The sequence below is a fragment of the Rhodococcus sp. 06-1474-1B genome (genome assembly GCF_002258885.1).
Classification (GTDB): Bacteria; Actinomycetota; Actinomycetes; order Mycobacteriales; family Mycobacteriaceae; genus Rhodococcoides; species Rhodococcoides fascians.
Window position 1 is genome coordinate 1 of the sequence record NZ_NOYR01000036.1, and the last position, 15,211, is coordinate 15,211.

15 protein-coding genes and 1 pseudogene are annotated in these 15,211 nt (G+C 65.2%); 5 read left to right on the forward strand and 11 right to left on the reverse strand.

Going from position 1 to position 15,211, the window contains the following annotated elements:
* The 8 genes from CH266_RS24700 to CH266_RS24735 form a co-directional block, all read right to left on the reverse strand.
* A partial coding sequence (locus CH266_RS24700) for a P-type ATPase (RefSeq protein ID WP_441347069.1) occupies nucleotides 1-825 on the reverse strand: 825 nt, incomplete at its 3' end.
* Nucleotides 826-859: 34 nt separating this feature from the next.
* Entirely contained in the window at nucleotides 860-1,090 is a 231-nt protein-coding gene (locus CH266_RS24705) for a heavy-metal-associated domain-containing protein (RefSeq protein ID WP_032364250.1), read from the reverse strand.
* A 677-nt stretch (nucleotides 1,091-1,767) separates the two neighbouring features.
* Nucleotides 1,768-3,009: an Nramp family divalent metal transporter gene (locus CH266_RS24710; protein WP_032371006.1), complete on the reverse strand. Its 1,242-nt coding sequence runs from the start codon at nucleotides 3,007-3,009 to the stop codon at nucleotides 1,768-1,770.
* Between the two features lie 99 nt (nucleotides 3,010-3,108).
* A complete protein-coding gene (locus CH266_RS24715) occupies nucleotides 3,109-3,957 on the reverse strand; it encodes a cytochrome c biogenesis CcdA family protein (RefSeq protein ID WP_032370900.1) in 849 nt (282 codons plus the stop codon).
* Nucleotides 3,954-4,586, reverse strand: coding sequence for a TlpA disulfide reductase family protein (locus tag CH266_RS24720; protein ID WP_080729299.1), 633 nt, complete (start codon nucleotides 4,584-4,586; stop codon nucleotides 3,954-3,956). The genes CH266_RS24715 and CH266_RS24720 overlap by 4 nt, the downstream gene beginning before the upstream one ends.
* On the reverse strand, nucleotides 4,583-5,212 hold the full coding sequence (locus CH266_RS24725) for a TlpA family protein disulfide reductase (protein WP_032370899.1): 630 nt from the start codon (nucleotides 5,210-5,212) through the stop codon (nucleotides 4,583-4,585). The genes CH266_RS24720 and CH266_RS24725 overlap by 4 nt, the downstream gene beginning before the upstream one ends.
* Nucleotides 5,213-5,267: 55 nt before the next feature.
* Nucleotides 5,268-5,915 (reverse strand): vitamin K epoxide reductase family protein, encoded by a 648-nt coding sequence (locus tag CH266_RS24730; RefSeq protein ID WP_032370898.1) that lies wholly within the window; start codon nucleotides 5,913-5,915, stop codon nucleotides 5,268-5,270.
* Nucleotides 5,890-6,549: a DsbA family protein gene (locus CH266_RS24735; protein WP_032370897.1), complete on the reverse strand. Its 660-nt coding sequence runs from the start codon at nucleotides 6,547-6,549 to the stop codon at nucleotides 5,890-5,892. The genes CH266_RS24730 and CH266_RS24735 overlap by 26 nt, the downstream gene beginning before the upstream one ends.
* A 136-nt stretch (nucleotides 6,550-6,685) precedes the next feature.
* Between CH266_RS24735 and CH266_RS24740 the strand changes: the two genes are divergently transcribed.
* The 3 genes and pseudogenes from CH266_RS24740 (at nucleotide 6,686) to CH266_RS24750 (ending at nucleotide 9,632) form a co-directional block, all read left to right on the forward strand.
* Nucleotides 6,686-7,084: an ArsR/SmtB family transcription factor gene (locus CH266_RS24740; RefSeq protein WP_032370896.1), complete on the forward strand. Its 399-nt coding sequence runs from the start codon at nucleotides 6,686-6,688 to the stop codon at nucleotides 7,082-7,084.
* Nucleotides 7,077-9,284: a heavy metal translocating P-type ATPase gene (locus CH266_RS24745; protein ID WP_032370895.1), complete on the forward strand. Its 2,208-nt coding sequence runs from the start codon at nucleotides 7,077-7,079 to the stop codon at nucleotides 9,282-9,284. Before CH266_RS24740 ends, CH266_RS24745 begins: the two co-directional genes overlap by 8 nt.
* A 48-nt stretch (nucleotides 9,285-9,332) precedes the next feature.
* Nucleotides 9,333-9,632: pseudogene (locus CH266_RS24750) on the forward strand (DUF3703 domain-containing protein).
* Nucleotides 9,633-9,641: 9 nt separating this feature from the next.
* On the opposite strand, the gene ccsB reads toward CH266_RS24750, so the two are convergent.
* From ccsB to lnt, 3 genes are read right to left on the reverse strand one after another with little or no spacing between them, the layout of a single operon-like run.
* Nucleotides 9,642-10,604, reverse strand: coding sequence for a c-type cytochrome biogenesis protein CcsB (gene ccsB, locus CH266_RS24755; protein ID WP_032370894.1), 963 nt, complete (start codon nucleotides 10,602-10,604; stop codon nucleotides 9,642-9,644).
* Nucleotides 10,605-10,608: 4 nt separating this feature from the next.
* The gene (gene resB / locus CH266_RS24760; protein ID WP_032371004.1) at nucleotides 10,609-12,234 is read right to left on the reverse strand and encodes a cytochrome c biogenesis protein ResB; all 1,626 of its coding nucleotides are present in this window, start codon (nucleotides 12,232-12,234) and stop codon (nucleotides 10,609-10,611) included.
* Nucleotides 12,235-12,261: 27 nt separating this feature from the next.
* Nucleotides 12,262-13,740 (reverse strand): apolipoprotein N-acyltransferase, encoded by a 1,479-nt coding sequence (lnt, locus tag CH266_RS24765; RefSeq protein ID WP_094721993.1) that lies wholly within the window; start codon nucleotides 13,738-13,740, stop codon nucleotides 12,262-12,264.
* 319 nt (nucleotides 13,741-14,059) lie between these two features.
* Between lnt and lspA the strand changes: the two genes are divergently transcribed.
* Nucleotides 14,060-14,575: a signal peptidase II gene (gene lspA / locus CH266_RS24770; RefSeq protein ID WP_052053813.1), complete on the forward strand. Its 516-nt coding sequence runs from the start codon at nucleotides 14,060-14,062 to the stop codon at nucleotides 14,573-14,575.
* 205 nt (nucleotides 14,576-14,780) lie between these two features.
* Nucleotides 14,781-15,194 (forward strand): Rieske (2Fe-2S) protein, encoded by a 414-nt coding sequence (locus tag CH266_RS24775; protein ID WP_032370893.1) that lies wholly within the window; start codon nucleotides 14,781-14,783, stop codon nucleotides 15,192-15,194.
* Nucleotides 15,195-15,211 lie beyond the last annotated feature (17 nt).

The following is a 15,211-nucleotide window of genomic DNA, read 5'->3' on the forward strand; positions in this document are numbered from 1 at the left end:
GGTGACCTGGACGCGCAGACCGGAGTCGGTGGCTACCGTGCCGGCGACAACTTGGTCGCCGTCGCTGCGGCGGACGGTGCGTGATTCGCCGGTGATCATCGATTCGTCCATGCTCGCCGATCCGGAGACGATGGTGCCGTCCGCCGGTACTCGGCCGCCGGGGCGGACGACAACGACATCACCGAGCTCCAGCTCGGCCGGGGACACCGGCACCACATCGTCGCCGTCGACGCGTTCGGCGACATCCGGGAGCAACGCCGCCAACGAGTCCAGAGCGGAGGTGGTCTGCGCGAGGGATCTCATCTCGATCCAGTGCCCGAGCAACATGATCACGATCAGCAGCGCCAGTTCCCACCAGAAGTCGAGCTGATGATCGAGCAGGCCCAGGCTCGCTCCCATCGACGCGACGAATGCGACGGTGATCGCGAGGGCGATGAGCAGCATCATTCCCGGTGCACGTGAACGGATTTCACTCACCGCGCCGGTGAGGAACGGGGAACCGCCCCAGGCATACATCACGGTGCCCAGCACCGGGGAGACCCAGGCGATCCACGCTGCGTCGGGCAGCGAGTATCCGAGGAGCATCGCGAACATGTTCGAGGCAACGATCACCGGAACGGCGAGGACCAGCATGACCCAGAACAGGCGACGGAACATGCCGACGTGATCGCCGTGACCGGCATGGCCACCGTGCCCGGTATGGCCTTCGTGTTCAGTCTGCTCGCCGTGTCCGGTGTGGGCTGCGCTGTGTCCAGACGGGTCGTGGCCCGACTGTGTGCCCGCTGTCTCGGCCACGCCGACATCGGCATGTGTGTGGTTGTTCATCGCGGTAAATCCTTCTCTCCGCCGAGTTCAGCGGCTACGCGGTGCGTGAATCTGCGGGTTGCGGTTCGGCTGTGTAGCCGGCATCGCGAACGGCAGCGACGACCTGGGCGTGGTCGGGCTCGTCGGCGCTCGTCACCGTCAGCGTCCCCGCCGACGCCGATGCTTCGACCGTGTCGACCCCGGCCACAGCACCGACTTCTTCCCGGACCGACGCCTCGCAGTGTCCGCAGGTCATGCCGGTGACTCGGTAATTCGTGGTGATCATGAGGTACTCCTTCATCCTGAATAATACCCCCAGGGGGTACCTAGCGACGACTCGGACCATACCCCCTCCCCGTATTGCTTGGAAGGGGGACAGCATTCAACGATCTGACGGCGAGGGCTATCGCGGATCTCGACGATCGCGACTGGGACGTTCCGATGCTCGCGGACGTATTGGAGTCAGTGGACCGGCCTACCGGCGGCGCTTGATCGACCCCCATCGGCTGGCTCACTGCGAGCGTGGTCGATTGTTTGCAGGGCGGTGAGGACGATTGCACCGCCTGCTCGGCGATTTCGGCGGGTAGTGGTGGTCCACCGACGGTTCTATCCGTATGACGGCGAGTATGACAATTGGGCACTGACAGAGCTGTTCTGTTGCAACAGTTTCGGGTCGCGCCGTACTTCGTCCTGGCTTCAGAGATAGAGCAGGTGTGGTGGTGCGGTGCCGTCGAAGCGCTCGAGGACGCCGTTGGGCTCAGAGCGTGTGACTTAGATCCACAGAATCCTGCAAAAATTGAGGCAGGAGTGCTCGACTCTCGCTGCCGCAGTGGCACTGTGGCCCGTTGGTGTGGAAGAAAGGTACGCGGCCTCTCCCCCGCTGACTGCTGAAGGGCGGCGAGGTGTCGGTAGAGGGTGACTCTGCCGACACCGAGGACTGATGCGATCCCGGTTTTGGTGCAGTCAGACCACGGTCAGATAGATCAGTGCAATGTTGAGTGCGACGACGATTCCCGCGATGAGCCATGCCGCGTATGCCGTGATCCGGTGATTGACATCGCCGCCCATCAGGATGCGGTCCGAGGTGAACCGCACCAAGGGAATCAACGCGAATGGGATACCGAACGACAGCACGACCTGCGAGACGACCAGTGCCCGACTGGGGTCGACTCCTGCTGCCAGAATTGCCAGTGCGGGAACAAGTGTCACCAGTCGTCGCACCAGAATCGGAATGCGCTTACGTAGTAGCCCGTCCATGATCATCGCCCCCGCGTACGCCCCGACCGATGTCGATGCAAGGCCCGAGGCCAGCAGGCCCACCGCGAACAGCAGTGCTACCACCGGCCCCAGAGTGTCACCCACTGCTGCGTGAGCTCCGTCGATGGAATCGACGCCCTCGCGGCCCCCCAGCGTCGAGGCCGCCAACAGCAGCATCGACATGTTCACTGCCCCGGCCAGCAGCATCGCCAACCCGACATCGATCCGGGTGATCCGCAACAACCGCTGACGGACGGGCCCTGCCTCGGGGTGTCCGTGCCTGTCACGTGCTAGACCGGAGTGCAGGTACACCGCGTGCGGCATGATCGTCGCACCGAGCATCGCGGCGGCGATCAACACACTTTCCGCGCCGTCGAACCGCGGAATGAGACCGGCGGCGGCCTCGGTGAACGATGGCGGTTCCACGACGACGCTGGCAAGAAATCCGACGGCGATGACACCGAGTAGCCCGAGAATCACGAACTCGAAGGGCCGTTGGCCCCGGCGATCCTGGACCATCAGCAAGATCATCGATACGGCCCCGGTGATGAGGCCGCCGATCAGGAGCGGCAGGTCGAAGAGCAGGTAGAGGGCGATCGCACCGCCGACGATTTCGGCGAGGTCGGTCGCCATGGCGACCACCTCTGCTTGCCCCCAATATGCCAGTCGCACAGTCCTGCTCGACTTCTCGCGGACTACTTCGGGCAGTGTCATTCCGGTGACGATGCCGAGTTTGGCGGAGAGGAACTGGACGAGACCGGCCATCACGTTCGCGGCAACGATCACCCAGACCAGCAGGTATCCGAACTGCGCACCGGCGCTGACGTTGGAGGCGACGTTGCCGGGGTCGACGTAGGCGATCGCTGCGACGAAAGCGGGTCCGAGCAGAACGAGGCCCGACCGAAACCTCGAGGGCGGCCGAGACGATCGGCGCTGCAGCACAGACATGACCACACCCTCCGGCACCAACAGTATGTCAGGACCCTGAAAATATAGTTCGGCTACCCGAACAATGCAATGCGGCGGGGTGGTTTGGCGACATCTCGATCAGATGGGCAGGACCACTGCACTGACGAATTCGTTGCGGATCCAGGCGATGAACAACCCCCACACTCCGGTCAGCAGCGCGATGCCGACGGCGATCATGATGACACCGCCCGCGATCTTGATCTTCTGTGAGTTCCTTCGAAGCCACCCCACACCTCGCATCGCCGAACTCGAGCCGAACGCGAGGACGACGAACGGTAGGCCGAGTCCCATGCAGTACGCGACGATGAGAGTGACCCCGCGGGCTGCGGTTGCACCTTCGGTTCCTGCCGCGACAGACAGAACGCCGGCGAGGGTGGGGCCCAGACACGGTGTCCAGCCGAGCGCGAACACACCGCCGAGCAGCGGCGCTCCGGCGAGGGACGAGATCTGCTGAGGTGCGTATCGGGTGTCGCGTTGCAGAACGGGTATCAATCCGATGAACGCTGCACCCATGATGATCGTGATGACGCCGCCGACTCGTTGAAGTACTTGCTCGTTGATGCGCAAGGTGCCGATGACTCCGAAGATCGAGGCTGTGGCGAGGACGAAGACGATCGTGAATCCGGCGACGAACAACGACGCTGCGCCGGCCACACGCCAGCGATTCGCCAGCTCCGGCGACGACGTGTCGGTGGTCGAGGTGCCGGTGGTCGAGGTGCGGGGCGATCGGGTATCGGCTGATTGGGCGTCGGCACCGGCGATTCCTGCCAGGTAGGACAGGTATCCCGGCACCAGCGGCACCACGCACGGGGAGGCGAACGAGACCAGCCCGGCGAGCATGCATGCCGCGATCGCGAGCAGTAGGGGCCCGCTCGATGCCGCGTTCTGGAAGGCCGACCCGATGTCTTGGGCGAGAAGAGTCGTCATTCCGCGGCTATCCGTTCGACGACGGGAAGGAGGTCGTCGGTGAGCAGGGCGCGCATGAAGACCGCGGCCACGCGGTGTGAACGGTCGAGTACCAGCGTCGAGGGGATCACGCTGGTCGGGTAGTTTCCGCCGAGGGCGATCAGGGTCCGCATCGAGGGGTCGTAGATCGAGGGGTAGGAGACGTCGTTGTCGACGACGAAGTCCTGCGCTTTGTCCTTCTGTGGATCTCTGACGTTGAGGCCGAGGAATTGCACGCCACGCTCGCGGGTGGTCTCGTAGACCTCTTCGAGGTCGTCGGCTTCGCCGCGGCAGGGGCCGCACCACTGGCCCCAGAGATTGATCACGACGACCTTGCCGTCGTAGTCCGACAGAGCGGTCGTCTTGCCTTCCTCCATCAGATCGGGGCCGGCGAGTTCGCCTATGGTTCCGCGTGTTTCGGGGGGATCGTAGACGATGTCGGTTCGACCGCCGGGGGCGACGAAGTCGAAGCTGCCTCCCGGGGGCGCAGCCTGTGCGCCGTCGGAGCATCCGGAGATCAGTAGTACGAGGGCAAGAATCGATCCAATTGCCGCGGTGGGCGTGCTGCCCTGACGGCGCGCACCGACCCACACTGGTGGGAAGCGTGTCATGAGGTGAAATCCTTTACTGCAGTGCGGATCTGGTCTGTCGTCTCGAACACCGTCGGGTCGGTGACGCGCTCGACCGTTCCGTCCGGGCGGAGGAGAAAGCTCAGGGGAAGGACCGGCGGTGCCGAGAGCGCGTCCAGGACGCTGCCGCCGTCGATGTAGTTCGGATAGCGGACGCCCAGTTGCGTGAGCAGCGCGGCCGCGTCCGCGGGCCGGTCCTCGACGTCGATTCCGATGACTGGGATCGCGTCGGGTTCTGCGGTGTAGGCATCGAGTACGGGCATCTCGGTGCGGCACGGGCCGCACCAGGATGCCCACAGGTTGATCAGCGTCACCTCGCTTCCGAGAACGTCGGCGAGATCGACATCGTCGGCGCTGCCGATGCAGCGCGCTATCACTCCTGCCAGCGGACCGCCTTCGCGCGGTACCGGCGGCGGACACAGCGGTAGCGCTGTTGCTCGTGCCGCGTCATCCGGCGGGCGGGACAGTGTGGGTTCGGGTCCGACCGGCGCGACATTGTTGGCGATGGCCTCGGACGGGCCGCCCTCGACGCCACCGGAGCGGGGCCACAGTGCAACGATCGATGCAACGACAACGACGAGCATGACGATCGACCAGCCGCGCGTCATCGCCGTGACCTTCTTTCTCGAGAGAGCGGCAGAGGGGCGAACGGTACGTCGCGGATCATAGGAGCGTGGACCAGTACGACCAGAAACGCTGCGCGATCAGGGCGATGAGGACGAGAAACCACACGGTCAGTGGAATCGAGTGATTGCGAATCAGCGAGTCAAGCCATGGCCGAAACCATTGCCCAAGAGCGGATTTCGACCTGGCGCGGTCGAGGTTGCGCAGCGTGACGTACCAGAAGATCGGTACGGTGACCGCCCACACCGCCATGCAGTACGGGCACAGGGCACCGATCTCGTACAGGCTCTGCGCGATCAGCCAGTGCACGAAGACTGCGGCAGCAGTGACACCGACCTGCATTGCACCCCAGAACCACTGCGCGAACACCGCACCGGCGAGAAGGGCGGCACCCACTGCCGCCACGACGGCGAAGCCTGCGATCCCGAGAAGGGAATTGGGAAATCCGAACGCAGACGCCTGCGGGGTGTCCATCACCGATCCGCAGTTGAGTACCGGGTTGATGCTGCAGGTCGGGGCGTAGGCGGGATCGAGCGCCAGAGCGAACTTCTCTACTGTGAGCACGAACGCGGCGGTCAGGCCGATCAGGCCGCCCACCAGTAGCAGCCAGGGCAGGCCCCGGGCGAACGGTCCGCTGCGTCGGGTGAGAGCGGCTGCGGGGTCAGCCGAGTGCAGCGTCGAGGGCATCGGCGAGGTCTCCGTAGGTGGTGGGTTCGATCTTGGTGCCGTTGAGGAAGAACGTCGGGGTGCCCTGCACGCCGAGCGCGATCCCGTCCGCGACGTCGGCCTCGATGCGCGCGAGCGTCGCAGGGTCGGTGTAGGCGGCATCGAAGGCGCTCATGTCGAGCCCTTGCTCGACGGCGAAGCTGCGGAACAACTCGTCCTGCGGAACCTGCTGTTCGCCCCACTGCGCCTGCGTTTCGTACATGCGCTGATACATCGCCTCGAATCCGCCCTGCTGGGCCGCGGCCTCGACTGCGCGTGCGGCTCGTTCGGCATTGAAGTGGGAGGCGATCGGAAAGTAGCGGGCCACGAAGCTCACCCGGTCGCCGTACTCTTCACGCAATTGCTCGATCGCCGGGTAGGCCGATCGGCAGGCCTCGCACTCGAAGTCGAGGAACTCCACGAACGTGACCCGGCCGTCGGGCACCGAGTTCAACCGATGACTGTTCTCGCGCACCGCAATCGAGGCAGGGTCGGTCGCGGCCTGCTCGGCGGCGGCAGCATCCGGAGACCCCGATCGATCCACCACCAGAAATACAGCCAACGCGGCGGCGAACACGATCACCAGGGACAAGGAAATCTTCAACGCTCGGCTCATACAACTACCTTCTCGATTCGTTCGGACTGATCAATGGGCCCGATATGGGCGTTTCGACCCGCTATGACACTAACAATCGTGCGAACGTTGACTAATGGTCCTTCCCTAACGATCGCATGATTGTTAGATTGTGCCCATGGCCTTGGAACCTCTGGACTCGTGCGATCTGTTGTGTATGGACCTCCCTCACGCCGAGAGGGTGCGCGCTACTCTGCCCGCGCTCGGCGATATCGAACCGGTCGCCGACGCTGCCCGAGCATTCGGCGACCCCACCCGACTGACCATCGCGCTCGCGTTGAACGCCGGCGGGCAGATGTGTGGCTGCGACATCGCGTGGATCGTGGGACAGAGCCAGAAGCTGGTCTCCCACCATCTCCGCAAACTCAAAGCCGCGGACGCCGTCACATCGAACAGAGACGGAAAGTTGGTCATGTATGCGCTCACCGACCGCGGCACCCGACTGCTCGCGACACTGACCGAGGTACTGCCCACCACCTCGATCGTCGCTGAAGTCACCGGGGTCGATCATGGCTGACGCGTGCTGCGGACCTACCCCGGCAGCGCCGACCACCGAATCCACTGCTGACGGTGCGGGCACGGGAGGTCCAGCTCCAACCGATGCACTCCCGAGGTTGTGGCAGGTCCGCGAGCTGCAACTCGCCTCGGCCGCCGCGATCATCCTGGGCGCATCGTGGTTGCTCGGTCGAACGGGTGCCGATGCGGTTGCGACCGTCGGCGCTCTGATCGCTGCCGCGATCGCCGCCGTCACCTTCGTTCCCGCGACGGTGAGAAATCTGCGACACGGACGCATCGGTGTCGGCACGCTGATGACGATCGCGCTGCTCGGTGCCATCGCATTGGGCCAGATCCCCGAGGCCGCGATGCTCGGTATCTTGTTCTCCGTCGCCGAGGGGCTCGAGGAATACGCGGTCACCAAGACCCGCCGCGGACTGCGCGCACTCCTGTCCTTGGTGCCGCCGACGGTATCTGTCCTGCGCGGTGGAACCGAGCAGGCCCTGTCCCCCGACGATGTCGTGATCGGGGACATCATGGTGCTGCGGCCGGGTGAGCGAGCTGCCACGGACGGCACCATCGCTCGCGGTTCGACGAATCTGGACGTGTCTGCGATCACCGGCGAGTCCGTGCCCATCGAAGCCGGTGTCGGTGACGAGGTGCATGCCGGTGCCATCAACGGCGGCGGGGCCATCGAGGTCACCGTCACCGCGCCGGCATCGGAGAGTTCGCTTGCTCGCATCGTCCGCATCGTCGAACAGGCCCAGGACCGCAAAGGGGCCGGCCAACGGCTGGCGGACCGTATCGCACGTCCGCTCGTGCCCTCGATCATGATTCTCGCCGTACTCGTCGCCGGCGTCGGTGCGGTGCTCGGTGACCCCATGTTGTGGCTCGAACGCGCACTGGTGGTCCTGGTCGCGGCATCACCGTGCGCGTTGGCCATCTCGGTGCCGCTGTCGGTGGTGGCGGCGATCGGGGCTGCGAGTCGCAACGGGGCATTGATCAAAGGCGGTGCAGCAGTGGAAGAGCTGGGCCGCATTCGCGTCGTCGCCTTGGACAAGACCGGCACCCTCACCGCAGGACGACCGGAGGTCGTCGACGTCGTCACCGCTGCGGGAATCAGCCGCGACGCCGCGCTGGCCGTTGCTGCTGCGCTCGAAGCGCGCAGCGAGCATCCACTCGCCCGCGCCGTACTGGCCTCCGTATCGACCGTCGCGGCCGCCGATGATGTCACTGCCATCGCCGGGCACGGCCTGACCGGCACCCTCGACGGTGCCGCGATCAGGCTCGGGAAACCGAGCTGGTTCGACACACACCCCAGCTCCGAGGTGTTCCGCGCCGACGTCGCTCGTCTGCAGAGCGGCGGTGCCACAGTCGTTCTCGTCGAACGCGCCGGAGTTCTGATCGCTGCGATCGCCGTCCGCGACGAACTGCGGCCCGAGGCCGCCGAGGCTGTCCGCCAACTCACCGCGCTCGGTATCGACACTGCGATGCTCACCGGCGACAATGCGCTCACTGCGCAGGCTCTGGCGACCCAGGCGGGCATCACCGCCGTCCACGCCGAACTACTGCCCGAGGACAAAGCGGCCCTGCTGACCGACATCGCGGCCGGACGCAAGATTGCCATGGTCGGCGACGGCATCAACGACGCTCCCGCCTTGGCGACCGCAGATGTCGGTATCGCCATGGGCGCCATGGGAACCGACGTTGCCATCGAGACCGCCGATGTTGCCCTCATGGGGGAAGACCTCCGGCATCTACCGCAGGTGCTGGCCCACGCTCGACGCGCCCGGCGCATCATGATCGAGAACATCGCCTTGTCGATCGCCATCATCGGCGTGCTCGTCCCACTGGCTGCCACCGGTGTCCTCGGTTTGGCGACTGTGGTGCTCGTCCACGAACTCGCCGAAGTCCTGGTCATAGCCAATGCGATTCGCGCTGCCCGCACCACACCGTTGGACGGGTTCGTGCCCCCGCCCGCGGCGTCCGGTGCCCTCAACGTCACGATCGCACCCGCAGCGGCCTTCGAGGATGCCTGCTGCGCTCCGGCTCCGACGCCGAGGAACACCGCACCTCTCGCATCTGGGAACCTACTGGCCTCCACCACCGCAACGTCACCGTCGGCGATCGGAGCAGACGATGGCAGCTCCGTGTGCTCGGATGGATGTACCTGCTGCACATCGACCCCCGCGTACGGCGAACTCTTCCGCGGACAGAGGTAGAGACCTGCGGGCGGTGATCGGACTGCACGCAGGCTCTACGGGATCGACATGACCGCAGCAGCACGGGCATCGACAACAGAGGTGCGCTGGTACCACCTCGAACGAGCACACATCCTCTCGCAGCCCTGTTGACGGTTGCATGCTCGCAACCACGCCGCGATGTTGAAAGCTGCGGCGGTAGAACATGATCGGCGCGAATCCTGGGGCCAGTTGATTCGGATCGTGGTCGCTGCTCCAGGATCGTGGTCGGGGCGATACCCGGCCGGTAACACCGGCCGGGTCGAGGCGGGACTGATGTCGCCGATGCCCATTCCGCAGGACCTTGCGGACGCGCTGGAGGGCACGTAGCGGGAGTCATCAGTTCAGGCCTGCGTAGGAGTGCAGGCCGGAGACGACCATGTTGATGATGAACAGGTTGAACAGCATCGCTACGAATCCGGCGATGTTGATCCATGCTGCGCGGGTGTTGCGCCATCCGCTGGTGGCGCGGGCGTGTAGGTAGGAGGCGTAGACGATCCAGGTGATGAAGGAGACCGTTTCTTTCGGGTCCCAGCCCCAGAATCGGCCCCATGCGGCTTCGGCCCAAATGGCACCGAGGATGACGCCGACGCCGAAGAGTGGAAATGCGAAGATCGTGGTCTTGTACGCCACGATGTCCAGTGTCTGCGCGGAGGGCAGACGGGCGACGATTCGGCTCATTCTGCTCCCCGAGGCCTCGGGATGCTTCATGCGGATCAGGAACAGCGCGCTTGCAACCCCGGAGATCAAGAACACCCCGCTGCCGAGCGAGACGATGGAGACGTGCACCGGCAGCCAGTACGACTGCAGTGCCGGTACCACCGGTGCTGCGTTGGCGTACAGCACGGTGCCGGCGACGAACAGGAGGATCAATGTCGGTACCAGGACGAACAACCACAGGGTGCGCAGTTGCTTGGAGCGCAGCACCACCAGTGCAGCCAGTACACCGGCCGCGCAGGTGACCGAGACGAATTCGTACATGTTGCCCCACGGCGGCCTGCTGGCGGCGATCCCGCGAAGAACGATCGACCCGACATGCAACGTCAGCGCCACCATCACCAGCCCGAGGCCTGTGCGCCCCAGGCGTTCGGACGGAACCCGCCGGGGTGCGTCGGGAATGCGACCGGGTGTCGTCGACGTCGCGGCGATTATTCGCGTGCGCAGTCGCTCCGTGTTGTGCAGTGTCGCCGCACGGGTCGTCGCGAGCTGGCCGAGGAACGCCATCGCGGCGAGGAGATAGACCACGAACGCGGTCTCGAAGCTGATGTCGCTCCAGCGGGCGAGGGTGTCGTCGATCGGCATGGCGCTACACCGTTTCTCTGTCGTGGGTCTCGGAGTCGCTCGAAGTTGCCTGCGGCCAGATCTGTGACCGGAGGGTCTCGAATTCGGGTCCCCAGCCGGCGTGATCGGTGCGAGCCAGTCCGCCCATGTCCACGCCCGCGCGGCCGTGTTCGGCAGGGTGGATCCGAAACCAGACACGACGGCGGGTGATCACCAGGGAGATCAGTAGTCCGGTCATCATCGTGACCGCGAACACGAGCACCCACCGCTGCGCGGGGTCGTATCCGACCTGGAGGTTCGCGAATTCCTTGGCCCCGTCGAACCGGACGACGGTGCCGTCGGTGAGGGTTGTCGATTCTCCGGGCCGCAGGTTGACTCGGTCCTGCTTGACCAGCCGTCCCTGGTTGATCATCTCCTGGTCCAGGGAGAAGATCGACTGCGGGATGCCGGTGTCGAGACCGGTGTCGCCTTTGTAGATGTCCACTGCCACAGCGGGATCGACCAGTTCCGGGAAGCGGGAGGAGAGCAGGTTTCCGTTGAATTGCGCGGTGGGCGCGAAGAGTCCTTCGATGGCGATCTGCCCTCGGCGGCGTTCGTCGGCGGTGGCGTAGGTCCCCCCGGGTGGGTCGAATCGCAGCGCGCCGCTGCTGAGGAACGTGGTGGCGTCGTCGGGGCGGAACTGCAGGGCTTCGGTGCGGGTCTGGCCGTCGGGGAAGGTGACGGTGAATTCGGGGGCGTAGCCGTGTCCGGTGAGGTAGATGCGTTCGTCGCCGAGCCGGAGGGGTTCGTTGACTTTGAGTTGATAGTCGCGCCAGGTGTCGGCGGCGATGTCGTCGGCGCTCTGGTAGGAGATGTTCGAGGTGAACATCTCGGCCTGACCGTTCTCGAGGTAGTCGGCGGTGAAGTCCTTGACCCGGATACAGAACGGCTCGAGGCCGGTGCCGTCGGTGCTGTTGCCGGCGCGGAAGGAGTCGTAGACGGCGGGAGAGGTGTTGCAGAAACCGGGTCCGTTGTCGGCGATGACGATGACCGAGCCTTCGTAGCCGAACAGTTTGCCGATGGCGATAGCGGCGAGCAGGCCGATCAGCGAGAAGTGGAAGAGCAGGTTTCCGGCCTCGCGGGTGTAGCCCTTCTCGGCCGAGAGGGTCAGTGCCCCATCGGGCTCGGGCCGCACGACGGTACGCCACCCTTTCAAGTGCGGCGCGATGTCGGCGATCACCTTCTCGGGGTCGCCGGCGAGGGTGCCCGAATGATGCAACGGTAGTCGAGTGAGATTTCGGGGTACTCGAACAGGTTGTGCGCGAAGAGCTTTACCGTGCTCGATCAACCGGGGAGTCAGACAGCCGATCAGAGACACGAACAGCAGGACGTAGATCGCGGTGAACCAGGAACTTGCGAACACGTCGAACAATTCCAGTGTGTCCATCACCGGCCCGAGAGCCGGGCGGGCGGCGATGTAGGCATCGACGGCCTGGGTATTGAGATTGCGCTGCGGCAGCAATGCGCCGGGGATTGCTGCGGCGGCGAGGAGGAACAGCAGCACCAGCGCTGTCCGCATCGACGTCAGTTGTCGCCACCGGTTGCGCAGCATCGCCACCGTTCTGCGCACCAGTCCCGGCGAGTGCGCACTGGGGTGTTCGTCGATCGTCATCTCCGCACACCCTTCACCGACCACCATCTAAATACTACGCGACATAGTAGTTTGCGGGTTCGGTGTGGTGGAGCGTGGTCGGCGCAGCAGCGAGAACGCCAGTGCCGCAACAGCGCCGGTAGCGGCAATCCATTCCGGAACGCTGCCGGTGATCGTCGCCGGGGTGAGCGTGGTGCTCAGTGACACCTCGGTGACGACAGCTGCGGGGGTGAACAGCTCCGTGCGCTCGACGACCTCCCCGCGTGCATCGATGACGGCGCTGACGCCGCTGGTGGCCGAAACGACGACGCTGCGCCCGTGTTCGACCGCCCGTACCCGCGACATGGCGAGTTGTTGATAGGTCATGTTCGTCCGACCGAAGGTGGCGTTGTTGGTCGGCACTGCGATCAGCTGGGCACCGGCGCGAACGGAGTCGGTGAGCAATGCGTCGAAGGCGACCTCGTAGCAGGTGGCCACCGCGACGGGCACTCCGGCGAGGTCGACGACGCCGTTGCCCTGACCCGGAACGAAGCGTCCTGCTTGGGCGGCATAGGGAGAGAGTGCGGTGACGATCGTGCGCATCGGCAGGTACTCCCCGAACGGCACCAGTCGACGTTTGTCGTGCCTCTGCCCTGGGCCGGTGACCGGATCCCACACGATCGAAGTGTTCGTGGTGGTGCCGTCGCCCTGGCGTAGCACCGTGCCGACGAGAATGGGCACTCCGACGGCGCGGGCTGCGGCATCGATACCCGCCGCGGCATCGGGATTGCGCAGGGGATCGATGTCGGAGGAGTTCTCCGGCCAGATGACCAGATCGGGTACGCGTACGCGGCCGGAGTCGATGTCGTCGGCGAGCTCGATGGTGCGCTGAACGTGGTTGTCGAGCACTGCTCGTCGTTGGGCGTTGAAGTCGAGACCGAGCCGCGGGACGTTGCCTTGCACCAAGGCGACGGTGACCGTGTCCTGCGGCGGCGGAGCGAACAGTGGAGCCACCACCGTGAGCGCCCCTACAACAGTGGCCGCACCCATGCACGACGCTGCTGCAGTTCTGCGGGTGAACCGATCGGAAGCGATGGCACCGGCCAGAGCGGACCCGATCAGCACCACGACGAACGACAACCCCGGCGCGCCGATCAACGCAGCCAGAGGCAGCAGCGGCCCGTCGGATTGACCGAATGCGATGCGGCCCCAGGGGAATCCGCCGAACGGGACACGTGAGCGCGCAGCTTCGATCGCCACCCAGGCGCTCGCCACCCAGACCGGCGCCCACGGCAGTCGCGACATCCGATCCGCTACCGCGCCGAACATCGCCACGAAGAGGGCCTGAACGACAGCCAGCGCCAGCCACGGCACCGACCCGACGTACTCCCCCACCCACGGCAACAGAGGCACGAAGAACGCCGAGCCGGCAACGAAGCCGTAGCCGGCCCCCGCACGCGCCCCTCGCCCGCGCACAGCCAACAGCAGCATTGCAAGTGCTACCGGAGCGAGAAACCACAGATCGATGGGCGGGAACGTGGCGTACATCGCCAGCCCCGAAGTTGCCGCTGCGGTCAGACGTGCCCAGGTTCGGGGCCCTTCACCTCGACTTGTCCGATACAGCCGCCACACTCGACCTCGGTCGACGCAGGACGGTCCGGGCCCGGGTTCGGCATCGGGCATCGCCCTCATGACGAGGGTGCCGCCGCCCTCACGGCGACACGACGCATCGGGTGGCGGAGAAATCGACGGTATTCATCAACTACTATGGTGCATAGTATTTCAAGTGTTGGCAAATCCGGGGTCACCTGCACCGTCTGCGGTGCACCCGGACGTACGCACGGTGTACACCCGAGAACGAGGACCAGTGACCCGCTCCCCCATCGCCACCGCTCGGCTCCGCGCCGCCGCAACCGCCCTTGTCCTGGCTCTGGTCGCTGCCGCTCTACTGGTCGACTACTGGGCGCAGGCGGCGTTGCCCGGCTCGACGATTCCGCTGCGGATACTCGAGCTGCGACTGGCCTTCAATCGCGGAATGGCGTTCAGCCTGGGTGATTCTCTGCCCGTGTGGGTCGTCGTCGCCGTGACGGCGTCGATCACCACCGGGTTGGCGATCTACGGGTGGCGTACCGCGCCTCACGCGGGTCCGGTCACCACGGCAGCGCTGTCGTTGGTCCTCGCCGGTGCACTCTCGAATGTCCTCGACCGGCTCCTCGACGGCGCGGTCACCGATTACTTTCACACCGGTTGGTGGCCGACATTCAACCTCGCCGACATCTACATCACCTGCGGGGTGGTGCTGATGATCGGGGCGGCACTGTTCACGCGAGAGGCCACAAAGATTACCCCTCGGCCCGCAGTGCCCGACAGCGCCGAATCGTGAACTTGCATGAGATACCTCGGTGCTCGAATCGAATGCCCTGCAGTGCAGACACATTCGCGACAGGACAATCATGCTGATTCGCTCGAACAGTGAGAGTGATCGACACCGAAACGGCTCGAAACATAGTCGACCACAACCACCGACAAGCGATCGTCGCCTCTCGCTCACCGAGGCGCACCGAGGCGCACCGAGGGGAACCTGCTGCATGAGCGACAACATCCCGGCGCTACCGCGCCGTATTTTTCTCGCTACGAGCTGCGCTACAGCGTGCCTGGCTGCCGCCGGATGCAGCGTCGGCGAAGCCCCGTCCGGTGAGGACACCGCTTCCGACGGTCCCATCACCTTGTCGGTGAACGATGTTCCTGTCGGCGGTGGAATCGTGCTCGCCGACCGGCAGGTCGTCGTCACCCAACCGGAACCCGGTACCTTCCGTGCCTTCTCGGCTATCTGTTCTCACCAAGGGTGCACAGTGAACCGAGTCCGCAACGGCACGATCGAGTGCCCCTGCCACAACAGTGCCTTCTCGATCACCGACGGGGCGGTCATGCGCAGCCCCGCTACCGAGCCACTGCCGAACCGCGCCGTGACCAGAACCGTAGATACCCTCACAGTCGACTGATCCATCACCGGGCGGCC